Consider the following 23,207-nt stretch of genomic DNA (forward strand, 5'->3'; position numbering starts at 1 on the left):
CGCTTTTTTATTTTATTGAGGTCTTGGCGGGATCTTGGAACCCGATTTTGTTTCGTTTGGCTGTTTAGGACTTTGCTGTGGAGCAGTATTCGTATTAATGTTCTGCATCGTATCCAGCTTCTGTACTTTTCCACTATTCATTTGTGGAACTCCCGTATTTTGGGTGTTAGGTTGTACAGGTGCTCCTGACGGTTGTTGAGGAATATTATTTCCTTTGTTGTCCGTTGCCTGGAAGCTGAGGTCACTTTTCAGATAATTCAGCATTTCTTTAGCTCTTATTCCTTCAGGTGTTTTGGAATAATTCAGGGCAATCTGTTCCAGCTGGAGAATCATAACTTCTTTTCCACTTGATTTTCCTGCATTGAACGCATTTAATAAATACAGCTTAGGAACCAGAGCATCTTTCGGAAACTTCTGAATCGTCTGATCTATAATATCTTTACTTTCCACAAATTTTTCTGATTCAAATAGCGCATATGCCTTCTTATATTCGTTTTCAACTTCTTCAGTTGATTTTACAAATGATTTATTTTTAGGATTTCTGGCAAATTCAGCGTAAGAAGTATAAGGATAATCAGCTAAGAGAATTTGTTTTGCTCTTTCAGAAGCCTGTGGATTTTTCTCATAATTCATGGCAAAAATCTCATACAATGCCTGTAACATCACTTTTTCTTCCGGTTTTACATCTACAAGATCATAAAGCGTTTTCGTAGCCAGTGGAGTATTGGTAAAATAATTCTGATACATAATTCCCAGACCTAGTGAAGCAGTGTCTCTGTCCTTTTTTAACTGAGATAATTTCCCCTGATCCGTAGGAATCTGTTCAATATAGTACGCAGGCTCAAAACGTCTTGGATTAGGCGCAGAAGTTACTCCCAACGCTTCATTTTTCATATCTTCAATAGAGGCCATTTTCTTGGAAGAACGCCAGTTATCGGCCAGGGCACGGTCTCCCCAGATCTGCTTAAATGAAGAGGTTCCTTTGCTTACCGTTCCTGAATTGCTGAAATAAAAACCTTTTGTAGTGACTCCAAAGTCTTCAAAAGAATTGCCGCTATTGGCAAAAATAGAATTGGCACTGTAATCTCCGGTATCAAAACCTTTACTTCTTTCTGCACGTCTTCTTTCCTGCTCCTCTTTCTCTTCTTTAATCTTTAATTTGGCAATATATTTTGTGAAATAATCTGTTTTCTGACTGTCATTCATCTTTGCCAGCGTAAGGATACTGTCATTCTTTTTGATCAGATAGTAGTTTTTGGAAATCTTTTTAATGTATTCAGACTGGTCTTTTAACAGTATTTTTGAAGGTTCATAAGTCATTACAGCAAGTGCAGAATCATAATAACTTCCGGCTCCGATATAATCATTCTTATCAAGATAGCTTTTTCCTATTTCATAATAAGCCAATCCACGGATCTGAGGATCAGAAACCTTTTCAAACAGTGATTTTCTGAAGAATTGCTGCGCTTCATCCTTTTTGCCTGCTTTATTGGCCATTAATCCTAAAGCGTAGTAAAATTCGTTCTTTCTGGAGCCATACATTCCCTTTTTACTGATTCCTTCCAGGTAATTTTTTGCTCCTGCATAATCACCTTTGCCGTTAAAAGTTTTGGCGATGGCAACCTGAGATTTTACTTCAAATTCGAAATCACTGGCATATTTATACGCTGCAGCATAGCTTTCTCTTGCTTTATCATTCTGATTCAGATTTTCCAGCACCTGACCTCTCAGATAAGCGATTCTGCTTTTCAGTTTTCTGTTTGTATTGAGCTCAAAAGCATTGTCAAGTTCCTTGGCAGCTTCTTCTTTCTTACCGGCATCAAGAAGAGATTCGGAATAGTAAATGCTCAGCAGTTTTGCATAACTTTTACTGATATCTTCACTTTTCAGTTTGGCAAATGTTTCATGCGCTCTGTGATAATCTTTGATTTGATCATAAGCAAGCCCCTGATAGATTCTTGCAAGTGCAATTCTCTTATCATCTTTCATACGGGTGAAGACATAATTGAGAGCATCCAGGGCCTCCAGAGATTTACCACGGTAAATTCTTGCCTGCGCAAGGATCATGTAGGCATCAAAAATCTGCTTGTTTTTCTCTTCACCATTTCTGGTTACAGAATATTTATTAATTGCTTTTAAAGCTTTAGCTTCTGCAATTTCCAGAGTAGTGGCTCCTTTATTCTCTTCTCCGTCAGGTCTTGAAGGACCGTTTCTCTGAGGTCCGCCGGGAATATTCGGAATTCCTGAATTGCCTCTTCCTGAAGGTCTGTTGGCTACTTCTGCCATCTTCATCGAATTTTCGGCAAAAGCCTCAGTCTGTCCAAGATCACTTCCTAAAGGCTGTTCTTCATAAGTCAGAATAGGAATGTAGGGAGCATAAAAGTTGTCCTTATGCCCTTTGTCTCTGGTGGTAAACTCACTGTTTAATGCATCTTTTGCATTAAATAATGTGTTATAATATGTGGAAAATCCTTTCAATACTCTTGATCGCTGCTCCGGCTTTTTGGTTTTGGTAGCACAGGAAGCAACAAGACATATGACTAAAAGGAATAATATATTCTTTTTCATTATTCAATATAACTCGCTAATCTGCTTTTTATTATCAGCAGTTTGATGATTTTGTAAAAATAATAAAATTTTATAATGAATAATATTTATATTTCTGGTAGAAATATTTTATTTCTTCTTTAATGGGAGTTTCGAACCTGATAATCTTTTAAATCAGAGAAGATTCTTTCAGTATTTTATAAACAAGATGGGTAGGGAGCCCCATAATGGTATAATAACTTCCGGTAAGACTTGTGATCTTTGCCATTCCCAGCCATTCCTGAACACCATAGCTTCCGGCTTTGTCGAAAGGCTTATAGTTCTGAATATAATAGTTTATTTCATCATCCGAAAGCTTGTCCAGAGTAACATCAGCCACATCGGTTTCAGTGATCGATTTTCCGGCGGTTTTGATGGTAATTCCCGTATACACCTGATGCGTTCTTCCTGAAAGGTTTTGAAGCATTTTAAAGGCATCCGCTTCATCTTTAGGTTTACCAAGGATCTGATTGTCGATAGCAACTACCGTATCGGCAGTCAGAAGTACTTCACCCGCTTCAAGTTTTCTAAAGGCTGAAGCTTTTAAATCAGAAAGATAAGCTGCAGCATCTTCTATTTTGATGTTTTCCGGAATAATTTCTTCACAGTCTATTTTTACAACTTCAAATTCAAAGCCTAAACTCGAAAGAAGTTCTTTTCTTCTTGGGGATTGTGATGCTAAAAGTAATTTCATACAGATACTTATACAGATTGAGTATTATCGTCATGCCAGTTCCCCTGAACTTTCATTACCTGTTCAATGACATCACGAACCGCACCGGTTCCACCTTTTTTCGGGGAAATATAATCGGAAATTCCTTTTACTTCAGGAACCGCATTTTCAGGACATGCCGCAATAGCTGAATTTTCCATAATATGAATATCCGGAAGATCATCACCCATGGTTAGTATTTCTTCGTTCTTAAGATTGTATTTCTTCTTAAAGTCTTCAAAATCAATCATTTTGTTGTGGGACTTAGGGTAGTAGTCCTGAATACCCAGATAATTGATTCTGTGCTTTACCATTTCATCATTTCCTCCCGTAATAACCCCAATTAAATAATTGTTTTTTAAAGCTTTTACTACTGCATAACCGTCCAGGACATTCATTACCCTGCACATATTTCCTCCGGGAAGCAGATATACGCTTCCGTCTGTGAAAACTCCGTCAACATCAAATACAAATGCCTTAATATCTTTTAATTTCTCTTTATAGCTCATACATTTCCTGAATAGAATGATTCATTGTTTTATAAATTTCAAGACTTTCGTCTTTTAATAATTGTTCATGCAGCTGTAAAATTCTTACATCATTTCTTACTGCGGGGCCTGTTTGTACCATTTTAGGTTCAATTTCATGAATTTTCTGAACCGTTTCATCAATCAGCGGCAAGAAATAATCAAACGGAATTTCCTGAGAATCTGAAATTTCTTTAGCCCTTGAAAAAAGGTGATTCACAAAATTGCAGGCAAAAACAGCTGTCAGGTGAATATATTTTCTTTTCTCGTAGCTGCTTTTCATCACCCTTTCTGAAATTTTTGAAGCAAGATCGAACAGTATCTTTTGATCCTCTTCATTTCCGGCTTCTACGAAAAACGGAATTTTTTCATAGTCAAGTTCCTTGGATTTTGAAAAAGTCTGTAAAGGGTAGAAGCTGGATTTTCTATACTCACCAGCCAGAACTTCTTTTGGAAGAGATCCTGAGGTATGGGCCACCAGACAATCTTTTTTTGTAATAATTTTTGAGACTTCTTCCACAGAATGATCGCTTACACAAAGAATATAAAGATCTGCTTCTCCCAGATGATCCGTAGAGTAAGGAATATTTAATTCTTCAGAGATTTTACTTAATTCTTTTTCGTTCCTCCCAAATAGCTGCGCCACAGGAATGCTTTTCAACGTGAAAGCTTTTGCCATATGATAGGCAACATTTCCGGAACCGATGATTACAATTTGCATATAACAAATATAAGATTTTAAGCTGAGCCGGGAAAGGAAGATCACTTCAGAAATCAGGGACTGTAATCTAGGCACGTTTATTGCGTAAGTGTCTCATATTATTTTTAATATTTAAAATGAAAATTGAATTTTTAATTTAACTTTCAGCTATTTTTGTAATCTAAAACAATGAAGGCATCTTATGAAGATTAAGGACGCGGAAATTATTTCGTTGATGCAAAATCCACGAACCCAGGATAAAGGGGTTCGTGCCTTGATGGATGCCTATCAAAGCAGATTGTACTGGCACATACGAAGAATTATTGTGGACGGAGATCTTGCACAGGATACTTTGCAGGAAACTTTTATTAAAGCATATCAGAATTTTCATCAGTTTAAAAATGATAGCCAGTTGTATACCTGGTTGTACAGAATCGCTACCAACGAAGCACTACAACAGGTCAACAAAATGAAAAAAATGCAGAAAACGGATGAGGATCCGGAGTATCATATGCAGAATCTCGTCGCAGATAATACAGAAGGAGATGCTGAAGAAATACAGATTTTACTGCAGAACGCTATACAGAGCCTGCCCGAAAAGCAGAAACTGGTATTTATGATGCGGTATTATGATGATTTGCCCTACGAAGAAATATCAAAAATTGTGGATATGTCGGTAGGCACTTTAAAAACAAATTATCATTATGCCAAACAGAAAATAGAAGATTATATTAAAGAAAATTACGAAAAATAATTTTTGACCAACAAAGATGAAAGAGTTCGACATAGAAAAATTAGAGCGTAAAAACATTTACACAGTTCCTGATAATATGTTTGAAAATATTCAGGAGAACGTTATGAATGATATAAAGGCAAGTAAAAAAGCACCTGTCTTTAAGCTGAACTGGATGTATGCAGCAGCGGCATCGCTGGCTTTGATTTTTGGAGCAACTTATGTTTTTAATTCAGATAATGATTCCCCTGAACAGATGCTGAACTCTAAAACAGCTTATGCTGCCAATAACGGAGCACCGAAAACAGAAAGCGAGCTGGCTTATGAAACTTTAAAATCTGATTTAACTTCTGTTGAAAACAATGATCAAACAGTTGACAATCAAAAAAATAACAATGTCTACGCTTCTAAAAGTGTAAACGAAACCAAAAAAACTGCAGAGACCCCTGAACCGGTGAAAACTGTAAAGAAAAAAGAAGAAACACGAATGAATGAATATCTTGACTCGTTTTCTAATTCTGAAATTGCAGAGTTAGCAAGTAATTCGACTCAGGACGTTTATTTGGATATTTATAATTAAAAGAAAATGAAAAAGATATTATTGACGTTTTTGATTATTTATGGCTTTGGATTGAATGCCCAAAGAACGGATTATGATTGGAAAAAGATGGATCCTAAACAAAGGAAAGAAGTCATCAATAATCTTTCTCCGGAAGAGAGAAAAGAACTCCTGAAGAAATTCAGGGACAATATGATCATGGATAATCTTAATGTTGATCCGGATGATAAAGCCGAATTTACACAATTGTATAACGAATATCTGGATAGCCAGAGGCAGATAAAAAGTCAGTTTAATTCGAACTTTGATCCTGAATCCTTAACGGATGACGAGGCTAAAGCAAAATTGCAGCAAAGTTTTGAATTGGGACAGAAGTTATTGGATAACAGAAAGAAATACGCAGATAAAATGCAGCAGGTAATTCCCTGCCAGAAAGTTTTGAAGCTGTTTCAATCCGAGAAAATGATGAAGGATAAAATGGACGAAAGAAGACCTCACGGAAACCATAACAATGCTTCGGGATCCAAACAGAACCCATAATAGTTTATTTTTTTAATGTTGGACGGCTCTTACAGATCTTTCTGTGAGAGCCGTTTAATTTTTTTGTAAATTCCTATTTTTGATAAGTTAAACATAAATTATGAGAAACATTTTTTTCTTTTTAATGATTTCCGCTTTTGCATCAGCACAGAAAATAGAAACCATTGATCTTTCAAAATCCATTAAAGATGGCAAAAATTCTATCAAAAGTATTACAGTGATAGATCAAAGAGGTAATCAGGAAATCGGAATGGTGATGTACCATAAGGATGAGGTGAAAGTTATTTTCGAAAATAATGCCAGCAAAGACATACAGGATTGGTTTTATAAATACAATCCATCACGAGGAAATAATGATATGGTTTTTTTGCTTGAAGATTTAAGTATTTCAGAAGATAAAAAGGAAAAGTATTCTATTGGAAAGCTTGAATTAAAGGCAAGTACATTTATTAAGAAAGAAGACGGATATCATTTTATGGATAGAGTAGACACTGTCGCAACAGTCTCATCACGTACAACACCTTATCTGGCACAAAGTCTGGCAAGAAAAGTGACTTTAATTCTTACGGATCTTTTTAAAGATTCCTATAAAGCAACACCTTGGGAACTTAGCATTTCAGAAAATGAGTTTTCTGACTATGCCTCTGTATTAAAAGAAAAACTGAGCATCCTAAAAGCAAATGAACTTAAAGAAGGGGTTTACAAAGACTATTATAGCTTTTTTACTCACAATCCTGAACCCGGGTTTACTTTGCAGGCTAATGATAAGGGAATCATTACAAAGGCTGTAAAAGGAGATGAAAAAGCGGCAATAAGATATTTTTATGCTTTTGTCTATAAGGGCATCGCATACAAAAATATTCCTGTGGGTTACACTGAGATTTTCAAAGATGATAACGGGGTTTTTATAGAGGCAACAAAAGCAGAATTATTTCCTGAAACGGTTACAACTGGGGTTACAATTGGTGCTGCAGCGGGAGGTATGCTTGGAGGCGCTATTGGTGCAGTGATAGATGTCAGTTTATCAAAGAAAAGGAAGACCACTGGAGGGGCTAAAGTTTATCTTGATCCTTTTACGGGAAATTATCTGTTACCGGAAAACTTTGGCAAAACAAAATAATATTTGAAAAGAGGAAAAATTTTCCCTCTTTTCTTATTGTTATCTGTGTTTCAGTTAAAAGAAAGAATTAAGGATGAAAAATTCTCGTGCAATTTCTTATCTTTGCAAATTACAAGATTCTTAAATGAAAAACATACGAAATTTTTGCATAATCGCTCATATCGACCATGGTAAAAGTACCCTGGCAGACCGTCTATTGGAGTACACGAATACCGTTACCCAAAGAGAATTACAGTCTCAGACGCTTGATGATATGGATCTGGAGAAAGAACGTGGGATTACCATTAAATCGCACGCAATCCAGATGGATTATGAGTATAAAGGAGAAAAATATATTTTAAACCTTATTGATACCCCGGGACACGTTGACTTCTCTTATGAAGTTTCCCGTTCTATTGCTGCCTGTGAAGGAGCGCTTCTTATTGTAGATGCTGCACAAAGTATTCAGGCTCAGACTATTAGTAACCTGTATCTTGCGTTGGAAAATGATTTAACGATCATTCCGATTCTGAATAAAATTGACCTTCCGTCTGCAAATCCTGAAGAAGTAACCGATGAGATCATGAACCTTATCGGATGCGAATATGAAGATGTATTGAGAGTTTCCGGTAAAACAGGAGAAGGTGTTCATAACCTTTTAGAGCAGATTGTTGAAAGAATTCCTGCACCGGTAGGAGATCCTGACGGCCCACTGCAGGCTTTGATCTTTGACTCTGTATACAACCCGTTCAGAGGTATTGAAGCTTATTTTAAAGTAGTGAATGGAAGCATGACCAAAAATGAAAAGATCAAATTCTTCGCTACAGGAAAAGAATATGGAGCTGATGAGGTAGGTACCTTAAAACTGAAGCAGGTTCCCAAGAAAACAATCCATTGCGGAGATGTAGGATATCTTGTATCCGGTATTAAAGATGCCCGTGAAGTAAAAGTAGGAGATACCATCACTTCATTTGAAAAACCTGCGGATGCTCCGATTGATGGATTTGAGGAAGTAAAGCCAATGGTATTTGCCGGGATTTATCCAATTGATTCTGAAGATTTCGAAGAATTAAGATTCTCTCTTGAAAAATTAAGACTGAATGATGCTTCTCTGGTTTTCGAGCCGGAAAGTTCCGCCGCTCTTGGTTTTGGTTTCCGTTGCGGATTCTTGGGAATGCTACACATGGAAATTGTTCAGGAACGTCTTGACAGAGAGTTTAATATGAATGTAATCACTACGGTACCGAACGTTTCTTATTTTGGATATACTAAAAAAGAGCCTGAAGTTCCGATTTTGATCAACAACCCGTCTGAAATGATGGATCCTTCAACGATGGACAGAGTAGAAGAACCATTCATCAAGGCGTCTATCATTACAAAATCCGACTTCGTAGGAGCAGTAATGACTTTATGTATTGAAAAGAGAGGAGAAATTGTTAACCAGAGTTATCTGACATCAGAAAGAGTAGAGTTAATTTTCAATATGCCTCTTGCTGAGGTGGTATTCGACTTCTATGACAGATTAAAATCTATCTCTAAAGGATATGCTTCATTCGATTATCATCCAATCGGATTCAGAGCTTCCAAGCTTGTAAAAATGGATATCCTGATCAATGGTGATATGGTAGATGCATTATCTTCTTTGATTCACGATTCTAATGCTTATTATATCGGTAAAAGAATGTGTGAAAAGCTTCGTGAGCTGATCCCGAGACAACAGTTTGATATCGCTGTTCAGGCTGCATTAGGGACGAAAGTAATCGCAAGAGAAACTATTAAAGCCTTGAGAAAAGACGTTACCGCAAAATGTTACGGAGGGGATATTTCCAGAAAACGTAAACTATTGGAAAAGCAGAAAGAAGGTAAAAAGAAAATGAAGCAGATTGGTAGAGTAGAAGTACCACAATCAGCGTTCATGGCTGTACTAAAGTTAAATGATTAATTATTAATCTATTATAAAGTAAAACCGCTTCATCAGAAGCGGTTTTTTAATGCATTTATTTTTTACGCGTATATTTTATTTCCATCGTTTTATATTCCTTTCCGGTCTTGGAATCAGGGCCATACATTTCAAGCTTTTGAGTATTATCATCCACAAAGGTGAATACTTCTCTGAAATCACAGTCTTTTCCAGGTCTTGAAGGATCTGTCATTTTCCCTTTGAATTCAACTGATTTTGTGGAAGGGTTCCAGTCGCCTTCGCTATGCATGATTCCGGTTCCCATATTATCGATCCACGTACTGACAAACTTTTTCTTTGCGTTATCATATCCCACAATGCTCATTCCTTCAAAAGGCATTCCCATAAAGTCGCCTTTGTGATTTGTGATCTGATAACGTCCGCCAAGCATCATTTTATTGGTCGCTTCAGATTTACTCATCATAGGTTTGGCTCCGTTTTCCATCCACATTGTCGTTTCTCCATTCCAGGTTCCATCAGACTTTGCAAGCATTTTTTGCATTTCTCCCGGTGTTGAGTACGCCATCCAGTCTTTCATGGCGGTTGCGGAGTCTACTGGCTTCCATTCAGATGCAGATGCTGAATCTGTTTTATCAGAACCACTGGCTGCTGTTGTTTTTCCATTCTCACAAGCTATTAATAAAAAAGCTGCAGAAAGAATTGCTAATAAATTTTTCATAATAATTTAGTTTTAAGATGGTTAGAAAGATAACTTAAAGGTAAGAACTTTTATGTTAATTAAAATTTTTTTTAATACAGGCATAAATTGTAACTTTGTGTATTCATAACACAAATCAATTTATGGAGTCTCCAAAAAAATTACAGGATATAAAAGTGGCTGTAGATGCCGTTATTTTCGGATATTTTGATAAAAAAGATCTTCAGATCCTTCTGATTAAAAGAAATATTGAACCTTTTAAAGGAGGCTGGGCACTTCCGGGAGGGCTTGTTCTTGATGATGAAAGTGTAGATGATGCGGTAAAAAGAGAATTGTATGAAGAAGCCGGTATAAAGCCCGATTTTTTGGAACAACTGTATACTTTTGGTAATCTGGGCCGCGATCCGAGAAACAGAGTGGTTTCTGTGGCTTATTTGGGGCTTGTAAACCCATCTTATCATGAACTGTTTGCCGATTCAGATGCCGATGACGCACAATGGTTTAGTATTAATAAACTTCCATCAGTAGCATTTGATCACAAAACCATTATTGAGACAGCATTAAAAAGACTTCGCACAAAAATTCAATACCAGCCGATCGGCTTCAATCTTCTCAATGAAGAATTCCCTTTTTCAGATCTTGAAAACCTTTATAAAACAATTGTCGGACAGGAAATTGACAGAAGAAACTTCCGCAAGAAAATCATGAGCTACGGACTCCTGAACGAAACCAATAACGTTAAAAAAGAAGGCAGCGGCAGACCCGGAAAACTTTTTACTTTCAATAAAGAAAAATATAAAGAGCTGGAAGAGCAGGGCTTTTATTTTGAAATCAAATAGTTTGTTTTAAACACAAATTTCACAAATGTCTTGCACAAATATTCATTAATATTTACAGGCATTTTCGGAATGCACATTATACAGTATTAAGACATTCAATAGGAAATATCTAACTCCGGATTGTATTATCGGTCTTCTGTCATTCTAACGGAGGAAGAATCTCGTAATTGATTAGATTCTTCACTACACTGTTGAACTACGTTCGCAGACCTTCAGTCTGTGTTTAGAATGACATTGATGTAATAACAATTTTTAAGAACAAATTCCACCAGTTTTAGCTGAAACCTATCAAATTTGTGTCATTTGTGATTAAAATTTGTGTTATTCGTGTTTGTTAAGATTAATTTTTTATTGCTGGAAATCAATTAATTATATTTATTAGCGTAAAATTAACACAAATAAATTTGGTGTAAAAGCTGATATTCTTTTAAATTTGTGTCAAAATAACGCAATCATGAAATATACCTTACAAAATATTATAGAACGCTTTCAAAAAAAGGAAAGGATAAAATATCTCTTTTTCTGGGGACACACGGCAACAGATATTGTTACCAAATCATGTTTAAGCCAATGGTCTCCAGGAAGTTTTGAAGAAAACGGAATTACCTATAGAACAGCAGAACATTATATGATGGCTGCAAAAGCAAGATTATTTAATGATGCTGAAATGGAAAAGGAAATTTTAAAAGCCGCTACTCCGAATCAGGCAAAAGCTCTGGGTAGAAAAGTAAAAAACTTTGATCCGAAACAGTGGGATGAACATAAATATCAGATTGTAACTCAGGGAAATCTTTTGAAATTCTCTCAAAATCACAAATTTAAAGACTTTCTTTTATCAACCGGAGACAAAGTTTTAGTGGAGGCAAGCCCTTATGATAGAATCTGGGGAATCGGGATGCTGGAAACAGATAACAGAGCTGAAAATCCTTTATTATGGAACGGAGAAAACCTTTTAGGATTTGCTTTGATGGAAGTAAGGGATGAATTAAGAGGGTAAAAACACAACCAGGCACAAAATAGTAATGATGGAAAAAATAGAATTACACCCACAGATATTTCTGATTGAAAATTTTCTTACTGAGGCTGAATATGATCATTATATCAGTTTTTCACAGGAAAAAGTATTTGAAGAAGCAAAGATCAATGTATTCGGACGCCAGCAGATGAATAAGGGGATCAGAAATAATGACCGGTTGATGATTTTTGATAGGGCAATGGCTGAGGAACTTTTTGGCAAGGCTGTAAAGTTTCTTCCTCGGGAACGTGATGGATATCAGATTCTTAACTTTAATGAAATGCTCAGGGTTTATAAGTATGCTCCGGGTCAGCAGTTTAAAATGCATAAAGATGGAAGTTATATCCGAAATGAAAAGGAGAAAAGTTTCTACACTTTTATGATCTATCTGAATGATGATTTTGAAGGCGGAGAAACAGAATTTGAAAACCTGTTTGCAGTAGCTCCGAAGAAAGGAACAGCACTTATTTTTCATCATCCGCTGAGACACGAAGGAAAAACTTTAATTAGTGGAGTAAAGTATGTTTTAAGAACGGATATCATGTATTACTGGGAATAATCATTCTTAAAAGATAAGGGCATTACTATGTTTTGTTTAATTAGCGTAATATTAACACAAATAAAAATATTTGATCATGGAAGATGAATTAAAACCCAGATTTATCGAATCATTACAAAGAAATAATGATCAGATCAGAGAAGACCGTGCAAAAATCATCGGAGCAGATTCCGAACTGATTTACAGGCGCAGAGTCGAAGATATCGAATTAAAAATTAAAAGACTCGGGCGCGAACAGGAAGGGCTTATTGATATCAGTCCTTTAGACAGAAACAGTCTGACTTTTGCGGATTTCAATCCCGAAGCATTCGTTCAGAAAGACATGGAATTATCATTAACAATCAGAAATCTGAATATTCAGCTCGAAGTTACCCAAAAGAGATTTGAATATTTATTTGGAAAAAAATTATAGTCATGGGAAGTACAAGATATGATTTAGACGCTCGTTATGACAGAGCAAGAAAAGCAGGTTACGGAACAAAATCCGCAGGGGAAATTTTCACCCAGAATGCCAAAAGAATGGCTCATGAATCGATGAATCCACATGGAATTTCTTTCAGGGAATCCCGCGATTCGGAAGTTCACCCCAATTCAGTTCCCATTATTTTAGGATTAGATGTTACCGGAAGTATGGGACATATCCCGCACGAGTTAATCAGAGATGGATTGCCAAAACTGATGGGCGGAATCATCCAGGGAGGCGTTCCCGATCCGGCCTTATTGTTCCTTGGAATCGGAGATCATGAATGTGATGGTTATCCGCTACAGGTGGGGCAGTTCGAATCAGGAGATGCAGAACTGGATATGTGGCTTACCCGAACCTATATTGAATCCGGAGGAGGTGGAAATGCAGGTGAAAGTTATCTTTTAGCATGGTATTTTGCAGCATTTCACACCAGAACCGATGCGTTTGAAAAAAGAGGACAAAAAGGATTACTGTTTACCGTAGGTGATGAACCTTGTTTAAAAACACTTCCTGCTTCCGCCATCAGGGAAATTATGGGAAAAGGGCAGCAAACGTATACTCATTTTGAACTGCTGGAAGAAGCACAAAAAAAATATGAAGTATACCACATCAGTGTTTTACATTCCGATCAGGCACTGAGAGCAGACAGAGACTGGAAAGAATTATTAGGACAAAACTGTATTTCCATAGCAGATCACAGGGACATTCCGAATGTTATTGAAAACATTATCTGTGATAAATTTAAAGATCAAACCTTTAGGACAACAGGAGCAGAAGGATTGGATCAGTTTCAAATGCTTTAGAATTTCTGAATACCAGCAGTAAATTAAAGTGGTGATTAAGGTTTAAAAAAATAAAAAGAGATGAAAAAGGCGCAAATCGTAATAGGGCTTGGTTTTGGTGATGAAGGAAAAGGGATCACCACAGATTTTCTGGCTTCTCAGAATCCGGAGGCTGTTGTGATCAGATTTTCAGGAGGACAGCAGGCTGCCCATACCGTAATGATCGATGAAAGAAAGCATGTGCATTCCAGTTTTGCAAGCGGTGCACTTCGCGGTCTGCCTTCTTATTTTACCGGGCATTGTACCATTCATCCGGTTTTTCTACTCAATGAAAGAGAAGAATTAAAAGCAAAGAATAGAAATATTGAGATCCATATTCATCCACTTGCGAAGATTACTACTCCTTTTGATGTATGGCAGAACAGAAATAATGCAAGAAACCTGCAACACGGAACCTGCGGAAAAGGAGTAGGAGCCACGATGAAAAGACACGAAAGCCCTTATAAACTATTTGCTGCAGACCTGGTTGCGCCCAGAGAGATGCTGATGGAAAAGCTGAAAGGAATTGCCTATTATTATGGCTTTATAGATAAAAACGAAATTAGTGAACTTTTACAGCCTTTTTTAGATGCTATTGACAGTATGGATTGGAAAATAAGTGACTATAACTATCTGGCTAGCTTCGATCACCTTATTTTTGAAGGAAGTCAGGGTATTTTACTCGATATGGATCACGGCGTTTTTCCCAATGTGACCTATGCCCATACCACTTCAAAAAATGCCTTTGAGATCTGTAGGCTTTTAAAAATTGAAGACGTTGAAATGTATTATGTCACCAGAAGCTATTCTACCCGTCACGGAAATGGCTGGATGAGCAATGAAAAAGTAATGGATCTGAAAAATAATGAAGAAGAAACCTGTATATTCAATGAATATCAAAAGGAGCTAAGAACCGGAGAAATAGATTACAAACTGCTGAATTATGCCTTAAAACTGGATGGAGCTTATGCATTTCCGGTTAAAAAAAATCTTGTCATTACTTGTCTGGATCAGATTGATGAGGAATTTAAAGTAGAAAATCTTGATGAGGAATTTGATTTTGTCTATGGATCCTATTCTCCTTATTCTAAAGATTTTAAACGGATTTTTTAAATTCAGCAGTTAAAAATGTTAATTTTATTTGGAGAGGAGGAAATGATAGAGAATAAAAGTAAATAACCATGAAAACGATACAATATTTAAAAGGGGATGCTACGGTCCCACAGGCCAAAGGAATAAAGATCATCGCCCACATCTGCAATGATATCGGAGGTTGGGGAAAAGGTTTTGTACTGGCAGTTTCCAAAAGATGGGAAGAGCCGGAAAAAGAATATAGAAACTGGCACCGTTTCAGAAGTAAAAATAATTTTGCTTTAGGAGAAATTCAATTGGTTCAGGTTGAAAAATACATTTTTGTAGCCAATATAATCGGGCAAAAAGGAATAAAAACCGGAAGTAATGGTGTCCCTGTTCGGTATGATGCCATTGAAAAAGCTCTGGAAAAACTTTCCAACGAAGCTTTGCTGCTGAACGCAAGCGTTCACATGCCAAGAATCGGATGTGGACTGGCAGGAGGAAAATGGGAAGAAATTGAACCTATTATCGAAAGAACATTGCTTGTAAAGAATGTGGAGGTATATGTGTATGATTTTTAATAAATTAACCAACAATGAGAGAATTTGAAATAAGAGCAGATTATAAAAATGACACGCTGATTGTCTATCAGGCCTATAATAAAGCAATTGCAAAATCAGCCGTAGAGAATCAGAAATTTACAGCTCCTTTTTCATTCAACAGGATGACCTGGATAAAGCCTTCTTTTCTCTGGATGATGGAGCGCAGCAACTATGGACAGAAACCCAATCAGGAATGTACCCTGGCCATACATATTAAAAGAGAAGCCTGGGAGAAAGCTTTAAGCAAAGCAATTCTTACTTCACCTGAAAAAAGGGTTTATCCCGATCCCCGAAAATGGGAAAAAGATTTTGAAAATGCCGGAATATATGTGCAGTGGGATCCTGAAAGGAATATTAAAGGAGCAAAACTGAATTACCGTTCCATTCAGGTAGGAATCAGCCGCGCATTGATTGAGGAGTTCAATGAAGAATGGATTGTAAAAATAGAGGATTATTCTCCTTTGGTTAAGAAGATTCTGAATCTTACCAGGTCGGGAGAATTTGATAAGGCAAAAAAACTGCTGCCGGTAGAAAAAAACTATCCTCTGTCAAAAGAACTGGCTTACAGAATTGGAGCCACAGTATAACCAAATAAACGAACGTCATGAAAACAACAACATTATATAGACCAGTAGGAGAAAAAGAAATGATCTTGATTATGGAAAGCGGATTTAAAAAATTTCCTCCAAGACTGGAATGGCAGCCCATTTTTTACCCCGTTCTTAATGAAGAATATGCTTCAGAGATTGCGGAAAAATGGAACACCAGAGACGAAGCTGGAAACTATCTTGGTTTTGTAACCCGGTTTGAGGTGTTGGAAAAAGTGACGGATCAATATCCTGCACAGAATGTTGGGGCTAGAAATCACAATGAATTATGGGTTCCTTCTGAGGATCTTAACAGCTTTAATAAGGCAATTGTAGGAGATATCAAAGTAATCAAAGTCTTTATAGGAGATGACTTTAAGAAGGCCGCAAGCGCTGAGTTGGAAGATTTGATGATCAACATAAAAAAACTAACGATGACTAATAAAGGAATGGCAAAAGATACTTTGGATATCTTAGCTAAAAAATATTATATTAACGAACATAACGAAAAAATAAATATAGAAAACGAGCTGGAAATCAGTAAAAAAGAAACCTCTCTTTTCACTCCAGAGCAGCTTTCGGAAATGGCAGAATCTCCAATGCCGGAAGCCCTTTTTGAAACTAGGTTTGAAACAAGAAACTGCAGTTCTTTAAAAGCTATTTTACAATTGGCTGAAGAAGAAAATCAGGAAAAACTCATGTGTCTGAACTTCGCTTCGGCAAAAAATCCAGGAGGAGGATTTATCAATGGAGCAGAAGCACAGGAAGAAAGTCTGGCAAGAACTTCCGGACTGTATGAAAGCTTACTTCAGGCATGGGATTATTATACCATTCACCGTGCAATGGAATCCTGTTTTTATTCGGATACAATGATTTACAGCCCGAAAGTTCCGGTGTTCAGGAAAGACAAAGGAGAATTGATGGATAAGCCCGCTTTATGCAATTTTATCACTTCAGCAGCAGTGAATGCAGGCGTGGTAAAACGTAAGGAACCGGAAAGAGTACATGAAATTCTCCCTGCAATGGATATCAGAATGGATAAAATGCTTTCGCTGGCGTTACATGAAGGAAATGAAGTGTTAATCTTGGGTGCATGGGGCTGTGGAGTTTTCAAAAATGATCCAAAAGAAATTGCAGGATTATTTAAAAAACATCTTCAGGGAAAATATAAAAATAAATTTAAAAGAGTGGTTTTCGCAGTGCTTACCAAGAAAGAAGAAATGTTGAAACCATTTGAAGAAATACAATGAAAATTGAATTAATAAAAGGGGATATCACAAAAATCAAGGCCGATGCTATTGTCAACGCAGCCAATTCTTCCTTACTTGGTGGAGGAGGAGTTGATGGTGCCATTCATCGGGCAGGAGGTTCTAAGATATTGGAAGAATGCAGGGCAATCAGAAACAGGCAAGGAAAGTGTAATACTGGCGAAGCTGTCGTAACTACTGCCGGAAATCTTTCGGCAAAGTATGTTATTCATACGGTAGGCCCGGTTTGGAATGGTCATGCTGAGAAAGAATCAAAACTTCTTGCAAACTGCTATCATAATTCTTTGAAATTAGCGGAAAGCCTTGGTGTGAAAACCATTGCTTTTCCTAATATTAGTACAGGAGTCTATAGATTTCCAAAAGAACTGGCAGGAAAAATTGCGGTAGATGAAGTCAGAAAATTTCATTCAGATAGTTTTGAGAAAGTTATTTTTGTCTGTTTTGATGATGAAAATGAAAAGATTTATAAAGACCTTTTACAACTGTGAAAAAAAATAATTTCAGATTCGTAGATCAACCTGAAGATCCTAACGTGGGATTGGCAAATGAAGAAATTGCTTTTCTTCAGAAAGAATTGAATCTGCGGTTTCCTGAAAATTATATTTATTATCTTCAACATGCTGGAAAAGAATCAAATGTTTTCCCTGTGGAAAATGATATTGTAAAGCTGAAAAAATACCAAAATCAATTGAAAGATGCTTTGAAGCAAAGAGGCTTACTGAGCACCGAAAGTCTTTTTTGTTTTCAGTATAATATAGAGTATGAACCTCTGGTGGGACAGGATTTTGAAACCTTTTATTTTTTCAATTTATCACATCCTGAATCTCCCGATCTGTATATTTTTGGAGACTTTATGACCAATTTTGATTGGCGAGGATATGATAAAGAGCTTACAAATAAAGAAAATTTTGTAGATTTTATCAATTATAAAACGAAAGATAAATTTGGACCAAAGCGACTTAAAAGAATAGGAAATACCCTTTTAGGGATTCTGGTAGCTCCTTTTATTATAATCGTGCTTATTATTGTTGCGGGCCAAGTTTTAATAGAAAAAATTAAAAACCAATGAAAAAACTAACCATATTAAGCGGTGCAGGAATCAGTGCCGAAAGCGGAATAAAAACCTTCAGAGACGGAGACGGTCTCTGGGAAAATCATAATGTAACGGATGTGGCAAGTCCGGAAGGCTGGAAAAAGGACAGAGCTTTGGTTCTGGAATTTTACAACCAGAGAAGACGCCAGCTGCATGAAGTACAGCCCAACGAAGCTCATCGCTTACTGGCAGAGCTGGAAAAATATTTTGATGTTCAGATCATTACCCAGAATATTGATGACCTTCACGAAAGAGCAGGATCTACTAAGATTCTTCATATTCATGGAGAATTGTTCAAGTCATGTTCGAGTAATAATAAAAGCCTGATTTATGAACAAAAAGATGATATTAAAATTGGTGATAAAGCTGAAGATGGGGCACAATTAAGACCATTTATCGTTTGGTTTGGAGAAGATGTCCCTTTGTATCAAACGGCAAGAGAAATCGTAAAAGAATCGGATATTCTGCTGGTTATCGGGACTTCTTTGCAGGTATATCCCGCAGCAGGACTGATTCATGATATCAAAGACGATTGTCTTTTAATTGTCATCAATCCTAATGAAACGGGATTCGGATACGGACAGAGAGCTGTAGTAATGAAGGAAACAGCCACTCAGGGAATGAAAATATTATTTGATAAATTAGTCAATTTAGCTTGATGGAAAATAAGGTAAAAGCTGGAATTATGGGTGTTTGCATAGGTGACGCTCTTGGCGTTCCTGTAGAATTCAAAAAAAGAGAAGATTTAAAACGTTTTCCGGTAACGAAAATGCTGGAGTATATGTCATGGAACCAACCCAAAGGAACCTGGAGTGATGACAGCTCTCTTACACTTTGCCTTGCTGATGAACTTTCCAAAAGATATGATCTGGAAAAAATCGGACAGAGTTTCGTAAAATGGAATAAATACGGTCACTGGACTGCCCATGGAAGGCTTTTTGACATTGGAGGAACGACAAGACATTCTCTGGCGAGATTAATCAAAGGTGAGAGTGCACGATTTTCAGGAAATATTTTTGAAGAAGATAACGGGAATGGTTCTCTGATGAGAATTCTTCCCCTCGCTTTCTATCTTGAGAAGGAAAATGATATTCAGAAACTCTATCTGACGGTAAAAGAGGTTTCTGCAATAACTCACGGCCATTTCCGTTCTGTTTTTGCCTGTTTCATCTATGTCATTTTTGCCATTCAACTGTTGAAAGGAAAGAATAAAAAAGAAGCATATGAGCAAACACAGAATATCACTTTAAAATATGCTGAAGAACAAGGATTTAATCCTAATGAAATTGAACTTTTCAGAAGGATCTTAAAAAATGATATTTCCAAATATCCTGAAGATGAAATTAAGAGCGGCGGCTATGTTCTTCAAAGCCTGGAAGCCTCTCTATGGTGTTTTTTAAACTCAGAAACCTATTCTGAAGCTGTTTTGAAGGCTGTCAACCTCGGGGAAGATACCGATACAACGGGAGCTATCACAGGAGGAATTGCCGGAATTTATTATGGATATGAAAATATTCCACAAGAATGGATTTCTGAGCTGGTGAGAAAGGATGATATTGAAGCATTATGTGAGAAATTACACCAAAAATTAATGAACTAAAACACAACCCATGAACGAAATAGAAAAGAAAAAGATAAGTAAATTTTTAAGCCTGATCTTACGTCATCAGCCGGATAGTATAGGTCTTACCCTGGATGAAAATGGTTGGGCAGATGTGGAAGAGCTGAGAGCAAAATCAGCCCAAAAGAGAATATATTTTACCTCCGAAGAATTGGATGAGGTGGTAGAAACAAACAACAAAAAGCGTTTTGCTTTTAATGAAGATAAAACAATGATCAGAGCAAGTCAGGGACACTCTATTGATATTGACCTGGCTTTGGAAGCCAGACAGCCTCCGGAATTTCTGTACCATGGAACAGCAGAAGCCAATATTTCTTCTATTTTAGAAAAAGGAATTGAAAAAAGAAGCCGTCAGCATGTACACTTAAGTGCTGATAAAGAGACTGCTACCAAGGTTGGAATGAGACACGGTAAACCTGTGATTTTGACCATCAGAACCGGAACAATGCATCAGGAAGGATTATCTTTCTATCAGTCTGCAAACGGGGTTTGGTTAACAGATTTTGTAGATGCAAAATATATTTCAAAGTAAAATGAGCAGAACATTAGTGGTTGGAGACATTCACGGAGGATTTAAAGCCTTACGGCAGGTTCTTGAAAGAGCCGAGGTTACGCCAAATGATCAGCTGATTTTCCTGGGAGATTATGTAGACGGATGGAGTGAGTCTTCTGAAATAATACATTTTTTAATGGATCTCTCCAAAAAGCAGGAATGTATTTTCATCAAAGGAAACCACGATGCATGGTGCGAAGATTGGTTAACATCAGGCAAAAATCCTGATGTTTGGCTTTTCAACGGAGGAAAAAGTACTGTTGAGAGCTACAAAGAATATCTTCTGGAAGATCTGGATCTTCACCTTGAATTTTTTCAAAGGATGAAAAACTATCATATTGACGATCAGAACCGGTTGTTTATTCATGCCGGATATGCTTCCATGCACGGCCCCGAAAGAGAAGTATATTCCAGCAATTACCGCTGGGACAGAACCCTCTGGGAAACGGCTGTTGCAATGGATAAAAAACTGCAGAAAAACTCAGAGCTTTATCCTAAGAGACTGCTTTTGTACAATGAAATATTTATAGGGCATACACCGACTCTTGATATCGGAATTACAGTACCGGCCAACAAAGCCAATATCTGGAATATGGACACCGGAGCGGCTTATACCGGATCTTTATCTATCATGGATATCGATTCCAAAGAATTCTGGCAAAGCGATCCGCTTCCTTTCTTATATCCAAAAGAAAAAGGGCGAAATTAATACTGTTGAGAACAAACCTAACAGGTTTTCAAAACCTGTTAGGTTTCTATCTGCAAAACAATTTTACCTTTTGTAATTTTGACTGTCAACCCATCCCCGTTTCTCACAAAAGATGATTAATTTTAAAGTCTGAAAATATGACTTCAATGAAACTGAAATATCTTTTATTCACCCTGAGTTCTACCTTGTTTTTGGCTCAAAAATCATTTCAGACCCCTTTTGAAAAAGGAAACGGAAATCAAACTGTTACCTACGATGAAATGAATAGCTATTACCAGAATCTGGCTAAAAATTTCAATACCATTCAATACCTTAAAAAGGGAGAAGATGACAATGAAAAACCCATTTATGTAGTGGTTTATAATCCTTTTCCTGAAAAAGACCTTGAAAAATTAAGAAAAAACAAAGCCATTCTTTTTGTCAACAATGGAATTCACCCGGGAGAGCCGGATGGAATAGATGCTACCATGATGCTGATGAGAGATCTGGCGGCTAAAAAAATTAAAACTCCGCAGAACTTTATTATTGCTGCTATTTCCGCTTACAATGTCAGTGGAATGCTCAACAGAGGATCTTACTCGAGAGCCAATCAGAATGGACCGGAGCAGTACGGTTTCAGGGGAAATGCAAGAAATTATGATCTGAACAGAGATTTTATCAAGGCAGATTCCAAAAATGCCAGAAGCTTTCAGGAAATCTACCAGTGGTTAAAACCGGATGTTTTTATTGATAATCACGTCAGCAACGGAGCGGATTATCAATATACGTTTACCTATATTTCTACTTTTAAAGAACGTCTGGGCAATACTCTGGGGAATTACTTCTACAATCATTATCAGGCTAAAAATCTTGAAGATATGAAAAAGCTGGGGTATGAAAGTACACCTTACGTCAACATTCACGGAGATGTTCCGGAAGTAGGATTTGCCTCATTTGAAGACTCTCCCAGATATTCTACAGGATATACTTCGCTTTTCAATTCCTTAGGAACTGTTCCGGAAACCCATATGTTGAAGCCTTATGATAAAAGGGTAGATGCTACCTACAAATATATGTTGGTGAACCTGCAGAATTTGGATAAAGATTATCATACCATAAAGCAGCTCCGTATTGAAAATTTAAAACAGTATCAGGCCGGAAAACAATATGGAATCCGTTGGAAAATAGACTCCACAAAATTTTCAACGATGGATTTTAAGGGCTACGAAGGAAAGTACAAACCTAGTGAAGTTTCGGGGAAGCCAAGGCTGTATTATGACCGTAATAAGCCTTTTACAAAGAACATCAAGCTTTTTACAACAGCTGTTCCAACGGGATATATTACCATTCCGAAGTATTATGTCATTCCACAATCACAATATCGTGTAATTGAAGAATTGAAGAGAAACAATATTCAGATGAGTCCTTTGCAGAAAGACAGTACTTTGTCTGTTGAGTCCTATAAAATCAAAGATTTTAAAACCGTTAAAAACCCTTATGAAGGCCATTATCTGCACTTTGAAACGACGGTTGATGCTTCCCGTAAAAGTTTGCTGTTTTCGGCAGGGGATTATCTTGTTACTACCGATCAGCCAGGGGTAAAATATATTATAGAAACTCTTGAGCCTGAGGCATTAGATTCATTTTTCAACTGGAATTTCTTCGATGGAATTCTGGCGCAGAAAGAATACTATTCTGCTTATATTTTCGAAGATACAGCTGCCGAACTCCTGAAAAAAGATAAAAAGCTGAAAGAAGCCTTTGAAGCAGCGAAAGTGTCAGACAAAAAACTGTCCGAAGATGGAACTGCACAACTGGATTGGATCTACAGGCATTCTCCTTATTTTGAAGAGAAAACTTTCAGGCAGTATCCGGTTTACAGAGTATTGTAATTAATTGATAATAAAGAATTAAACTAAAACAGGCGTTTCCACGGAAACGCCTGTT

General features: G+C 36.9%; 26 protein-coding genes. 21 read left to right on the forward strand and 5 right to left on the reverse strand.

Features of this window, described 5'->3' with window-relative positions; translation table 11 throughout:
* Positions 1-12 precede the first annotated feature (12 nt).
* The 4 genes from JNG87_RS05215 to JNG87_RS05230 form a co-directional block, all read right to left on the reverse strand.
* A complete protein-coding gene (locus JNG87_RS05215; RefSeq protein ID WP_202842174.1) occupies positions 13-2,568 on the reverse strand; it encodes a tetratricopeptide repeat protein in 2,556 nt (851 codons plus the stop codon).
* Between the two features lie 148 nt (positions 2,569-2,716).
* Positions 2,717-3,280, reverse strand: a complete 564-nt coding sequence (locus JNG87_RS05220; protein WP_202842176.1) for a Maf family protein — start codon at positions 3,278-3,280, stop codon at positions 2,717-2,719.
* An 8-nt stretch (positions 3,281-3,288) separates the two neighbouring features.
* The gene (locus JNG87_RS05225) at positions 3,289-3,807 is read right to left on the reverse strand and encodes a KdsC family phosphatase (protein WP_202842178.1); all 519 of its coding nucleotides are present in this window, start codon (positions 3,805-3,807) and stop codon (positions 3,289-3,291) included.
* Complete coding sequence (locus JNG87_RS05230; protein ID WP_202842180.1) at positions 3,797-4,546, reverse strand: Rossmann-like and DUF2520 domain-containing protein; 750 nt, start codon at positions 4,544-4,546, stop codon at positions 3,797-3,799. Before JNG87_RS05230 ends, JNG87_RS05225 begins: the two co-directional genes overlap by 11 nt.
* A 181-nt stretch (positions 4,547-4,727) precedes the next feature.
* Between JNG87_RS05230 and JNG87_RS05235 the strand changes: the two genes are divergently transcribed.
* The 5 genes from JNG87_RS05235 to lepA all read left to right on the forward strand — a co-directional run bounded on the left by JNG87_RS05235 (position 4,728) and on the right by lepA (position 9,398).
* A complete protein-coding gene (locus tag JNG87_RS05235; RefSeq protein ID WP_034694015.1) occupies positions 4,728-5,279 on the forward strand; it encodes an RNA polymerase sigma factor in 552 nt (183 codons plus the stop codon).
* Between the two features lie 16 nt (positions 5,280-5,295).
* The gene (locus tag JNG87_RS05240; RefSeq protein ID WP_202842182.1) at positions 5,296-5,838 is read left to right on the forward strand and encodes a hypothetical protein; all 543 of its coding nucleotides are present in this window, start codon (positions 5,296-5,298) and stop codon (positions 5,836-5,838) included.
* Positions 5,839-5,844: 6 nt separating this feature from the next.
* Positions 5,845-6,357, forward strand: a complete 513-nt coding sequence (locus JNG87_RS05245) for a hypothetical protein (RefSeq protein ID WP_202842184.1) — start codon at positions 5,845-5,847, stop codon at positions 6,355-6,357.
* 100 nt (positions 6,358-6,457) lie between these two features.
* Positions 6,458-7,477 carry a hypothetical protein gene (locus JNG87_RS05250; protein ID WP_202842186.1) on the forward strand — a complete coding sequence of 340 codons (1,020 nt, stop codon included), beginning with the start codon at positions 6,458-6,460 and terminating at the stop codon, positions 7,475-7,477.
* Between the two features lie 124 nt (positions 7,478-7,601).
* Positions 7,602-9,398, forward strand: a complete 1,797-nt coding sequence (gene lepA, locus JNG87_RS05255; protein ID WP_202842195.1) for a translation elongation factor 4 — start codon at positions 7,602-7,604, stop codon at positions 9,396-9,398.
* Positions 9,399-9,453: 55 nt separating this feature from the next.
* Here the strand turns inward: lepA and JNG87_RS05260 are convergent, their stop codons facing one another.
* Positions 9,454-10,095, reverse strand: a complete 642-nt coding sequence (locus tag JNG87_RS05260) for a DUF1579 domain-containing protein (RefSeq protein WP_202842201.1) — start codon at positions 10,093-10,095, stop codon at positions 9,454-9,456.
* Positions 10,096-10,217: 122 nt separating this feature from the next.
* On the opposite strand from JNG87_RS05260, the gene JNG87_RS05265 reads away from it, so the two are divergent.
* The 16 genes from JNG87_RS05265 to JNG87_RS05345 all read left to right on the forward strand — a co-directional run bounded on the left by JNG87_RS05265 (position 10,218) and on the right by JNG87_RS05345 (position 23,152).
* The gene (locus JNG87_RS05265; protein WP_110008940.1) at positions 10,218-10,913 is read left to right on the forward strand and encodes an NUDIX hydrolase; all 696 of its coding nucleotides are present in this window, start codon (positions 10,218-10,220) and stop codon (positions 10,911-10,913) included.
* A 454-nt stretch (positions 10,914-11,367) separates the two neighbouring features.
* Positions 11,368-11,910 (forward strand): NADAR family protein, encoded by a 543-nt coding sequence (locus JNG87_RS05270; protein ID WP_202842203.1) that lies wholly within the window; start codon positions 11,368-11,370, stop codon positions 11,908-11,910.
* A gap of 25 nt (positions 11,911-11,935) precedes the next feature.
* Positions 11,936-12,487, forward strand: a complete 552-nt coding sequence (locus JNG87_RS05275; RefSeq protein ID WP_238349674.1) for a 2OG-Fe(II) oxygenase — start codon at positions 11,936-11,938, stop codon at positions 12,485-12,487.
* Between the two features lie 76 nt (positions 12,488-12,563).
* Complete coding sequence (locus JNG87_RS05280) at positions 12,564-12,899, forward strand: hypothetical protein (RefSeq protein ID WP_202842205.1); 336 nt, start codon at positions 12,564-12,566, stop codon at positions 12,897-12,899.
* A 2-nt stretch (positions 12,900-12,901) separates the two neighbouring features.
* Positions 12,902-13,756 (forward strand): hypothetical protein, encoded by an 855-nt coding sequence (locus JNG87_RS05285; RefSeq protein WP_202842207.1) that lies wholly within the window; start codon positions 12,902-12,904, stop codon positions 13,754-13,756.
* 60 nt (positions 13,757-13,816) lie between these two features.
* Complete coding sequence (locus JNG87_RS05290; protein ID WP_202842214.1) at positions 13,817-14,887, forward strand: adenylosuccinate synthetase; 1,071 nt, start codon at positions 13,817-13,819, stop codon at positions 14,885-14,887.
* A gap of 68 nt (positions 14,888-14,955) precedes the next feature.
* The gene (locus JNG87_RS05295; protein WP_062672771.1) at positions 14,956-15,429 is read left to right on the forward strand and encodes a macro domain-containing protein; all 474 of its coding nucleotides are present in this window, start codon (positions 14,956-14,958) and stop codon (positions 15,427-15,429) included.
* 14 nt (positions 15,430-15,443) lie between these two features.
* Positions 15,444-16,037 carry a DUF4291 domain-containing protein gene (locus tag JNG87_RS05300; RefSeq protein ID WP_202842216.1) on the forward strand — a complete coding sequence of 198 codons (594 nt, stop codon included), beginning with the start codon at positions 15,444-15,446 and terminating at the stop codon, positions 16,035-16,037.
* 17 nt (positions 16,038-16,054) lie between these two features.
* Positions 16,055-17,287: a TIGR02452 family protein gene (locus JNG87_RS05310; RefSeq protein WP_238349675.1), complete on the forward strand. Its 1,233-nt coding sequence runs from the start codon at positions 16,055-16,057 to the stop codon at positions 17,285-17,287.
* Complete coding sequence (locus tag JNG87_RS05315; RefSeq protein WP_202842218.1) at positions 17,284-17,793, forward strand: O-acetyl-ADP-ribose deacetylase; 510 nt, start codon at positions 17,284-17,286, stop codon at positions 17,791-17,793. The genes JNG87_RS05310 and JNG87_RS05315 overlap by 4 nt, the downstream gene beginning before the upstream one ends.
* Positions 17,790-18,374: a hypothetical protein gene (locus tag JNG87_RS05320; protein WP_202842219.1), complete on the forward strand. Its 585-nt coding sequence runs from the start codon at positions 17,790-17,792 to the stop codon at positions 18,372-18,374. The genes JNG87_RS05315 and JNG87_RS05320 overlap by 4 nt, the downstream gene beginning before the upstream one ends.
* Positions 18,371-19,057: an SIR2 family NAD-dependent protein deacylase gene (locus JNG87_RS05325; RefSeq protein ID WP_202842221.1), complete on the forward strand. Its 687-nt coding sequence runs from the start codon at positions 18,371-18,373 to the stop codon at positions 19,055-19,057. The genes JNG87_RS05320 and JNG87_RS05325 overlap by 4 nt, the downstream gene beginning before the upstream one ends.
* On the forward strand, positions 19,057-19,998 hold the full coding sequence (locus tag JNG87_RS05330; protein ID WP_202842223.1) for an ADP-ribosylglycohydrolase family protein: 942 nt from the start codon (positions 19,057-19,059) through the stop codon (positions 19,996-19,998). Before JNG87_RS05325 ends, JNG87_RS05330 begins: the two co-directional genes overlap by 1 nt.
* Before the next feature lie 10 nt (positions 19,999-20,008).
* Positions 20,009-20,551 carry an RNA 2'-phosphotransferase gene (locus tag JNG87_RS05335; RefSeq protein ID WP_202842226.1) on the forward strand — a complete coding sequence of 181 codons (543 nt, stop codon included), beginning with the start codon at positions 20,009-20,011 and terminating at the stop codon, positions 20,549-20,551.
* 1 nt (position 20,552) lies between these two features.
* A complete protein-coding gene (locus tag JNG87_RS05340) occupies positions 20,553-21,281 on the forward strand; it encodes a metallophosphoesterase family protein (RefSeq protein ID WP_202842228.1) in 729 nt (242 codons plus the stop codon).
* Between the two features lie 146 nt (positions 21,282-21,427).
* Positions 21,428-23,152 carry a hypothetical protein gene (locus JNG87_RS05345; protein WP_202842230.1) on the forward strand — a complete coding sequence of 575 codons (1,725 nt, stop codon included), beginning with the start codon at positions 21,428-21,430 and terminating at the stop codon, positions 23,150-23,152.
* Positions 23,153-23,207: the final 55 nt, after the last annotated feature.

Origin of the sequence: Chryseobacterium cucumeris, from assembly GCF_016775705.1 — a bacterium.
Taxonomy (GTDB): domain Bacteria; phylum Bacteroidota; class Bacteroidia; order Flavobacteriales; family Weeksellaceae; genus Chryseobacterium; species Chryseobacterium cupriresistens.

Coding starts and splice junctions, on each gene's coding strand:
- JNG87_RS05215 (WP_202842174.1), bottom strand. CDS start 2,568: ATGAAAAAGAATATATTATTCCTTTTAGTCATATGTCTTGTTGCTTCC.
- JNG87_RS05220 (WP_202842176.1), bottom strand. CDS start 3,280: ATGAAATTACTTTTAGCATCACAATCCCCAAGAAGAAAAGAACTTCTT.
- JNG87_RS05225 (WP_202842178.1), bottom strand. CDS start 3,807: ATGAGCTATAAAGAGAAATTAAAAGATATTAAGGCATTTGTATTTGAT.
- JNG87_RS05230 (WP_202842180.1), bottom strand. CDS start 4,546: ATGCAAATTGTAATCATCGGTTCCGGAAATGTTGCCTATCATATGGCA.
- JNG87_RS05235 (WP_034694015.1), top strand. CDS start 4,728: ATGAAGATTAAGGACGCGGAAATTATTTCGTTGATGCAAAATCCACGA.
- JNG87_RS05240 (WP_202842182.1), top strand. CDS start 5,296: ATGAAAGAGTTCGACATAGAAAAATTAGAGCGTAAAAACATTTACACA.
- JNG87_RS05245 (WP_202842184.1), top strand. CDS start 5,845: ATGAAAAAGATATTATTGACGTTTTTGATTATTTATGGCTTTGGATTG.
- JNG87_RS05250 (WP_202842186.1), top strand. CDS start 6,458: ATGAGAAACATTTTTTTCTTTTTAATGATTTCCGCTTTTGCATCAGCA.
- lepA (WP_202842195.1), top strand. CDS start 7,602: ATGAAAAACATACGAAATTTTTGCATAATCGCTCATATCGACCATGGT.
- JNG87_RS05260 (WP_202842201.1), bottom strand. CDS start 10,095: ATGAAAAATTTATTAGCAATTCTTTCTGCAGCTTTTTTATTAATAGCT.
- JNG87_RS05265 (WP_110008940.1), top strand. CDS start 10,218: ATGGAGTCTCCAAAAAAATTACAGGATATAAAAGTGGCTGTAGATGCC.
- JNG87_RS05270 (WP_202842203.1), top strand. CDS start 11,368: ATGAAATATACCTTACAAAATATTATAGAACGCTTTCAAAAAAAGGAA.
- JNG87_RS05275 (WP_238349674.1), top strand. CDS start 11,936: ATGATGGAAAAAATAGAATTACACCCACAGATATTTCTGATTGAAAAT.
- JNG87_RS05280 (WP_202842205.1), top strand. CDS start 12,564: ATGGAAGATGAATTAAAACCCAGATTTATCGAATCATTACAAAGAAAT.
- JNG87_RS05285 (WP_202842207.1), top strand. CDS start 12,902: ATGGGAAGTACAAGATATGATTTAGACGCTCGTTATGACAGAGCAAGA.
- JNG87_RS05290 (WP_202842214.1), top strand. CDS start 13,817: ATGAAAAAGGCGCAAATCGTAATAGGGCTTGGTTTTGGTGATGAAGGA.
- JNG87_RS05295 (WP_062672771.1), top strand. CDS start 14,956: ATGAAAACGATACAATATTTAAAAGGGGATGCTACGGTCCCACAGGCC.
- JNG87_RS05300 (WP_202842216.1), top strand. CDS start 15,444: ATGAGAGAATTTGAAATAAGAGCAGATTATAAAAATGACACGCTGATT.
- JNG87_RS05310 (WP_238349675.1), top strand. CDS start 16,055: ATGAAAACAACAACATTATATAGACCAGTAGGAGAAAAAGAAATGATC.
- JNG87_RS05315 (WP_202842218.1), top strand. CDS start 17,284: ATGAAAATTGAATTAATAAAAGGGGATATCACAAAAATCAAGGCCGAT.
- JNG87_RS05325 (WP_202842221.1), top strand. CDS start 18,371: ATGAAAAAACTAACCATATTAAGCGGTGCAGGAATCAGTGCCGAAAGC.
- JNG87_RS05330 (WP_202842223.1), top strand. CDS start 19,057: ATGGAAAATAAGGTAAAAGCTGGAATTATGGGTGTTTGCATAGGTGAC.
- JNG87_RS05335 (WP_202842226.1), top strand. CDS start 20,009: ATGAACGAAATAGAAAAGAAAAAGATAAGTAAATTTTTAAGCCTGATC.
- JNG87_RS05340 (WP_202842228.1), top strand. CDS start 20,553: ATGAGCAGAACATTAGTGGTTGGAGACATTCACGGAGGATTTAAAGCC.
- JNG87_RS05345 (WP_202842230.1), top strand. CDS start 21,428: ATGAAACTGAAATATCTTTTATTCACCCTGAGTTCTACCTTGTTTTTG.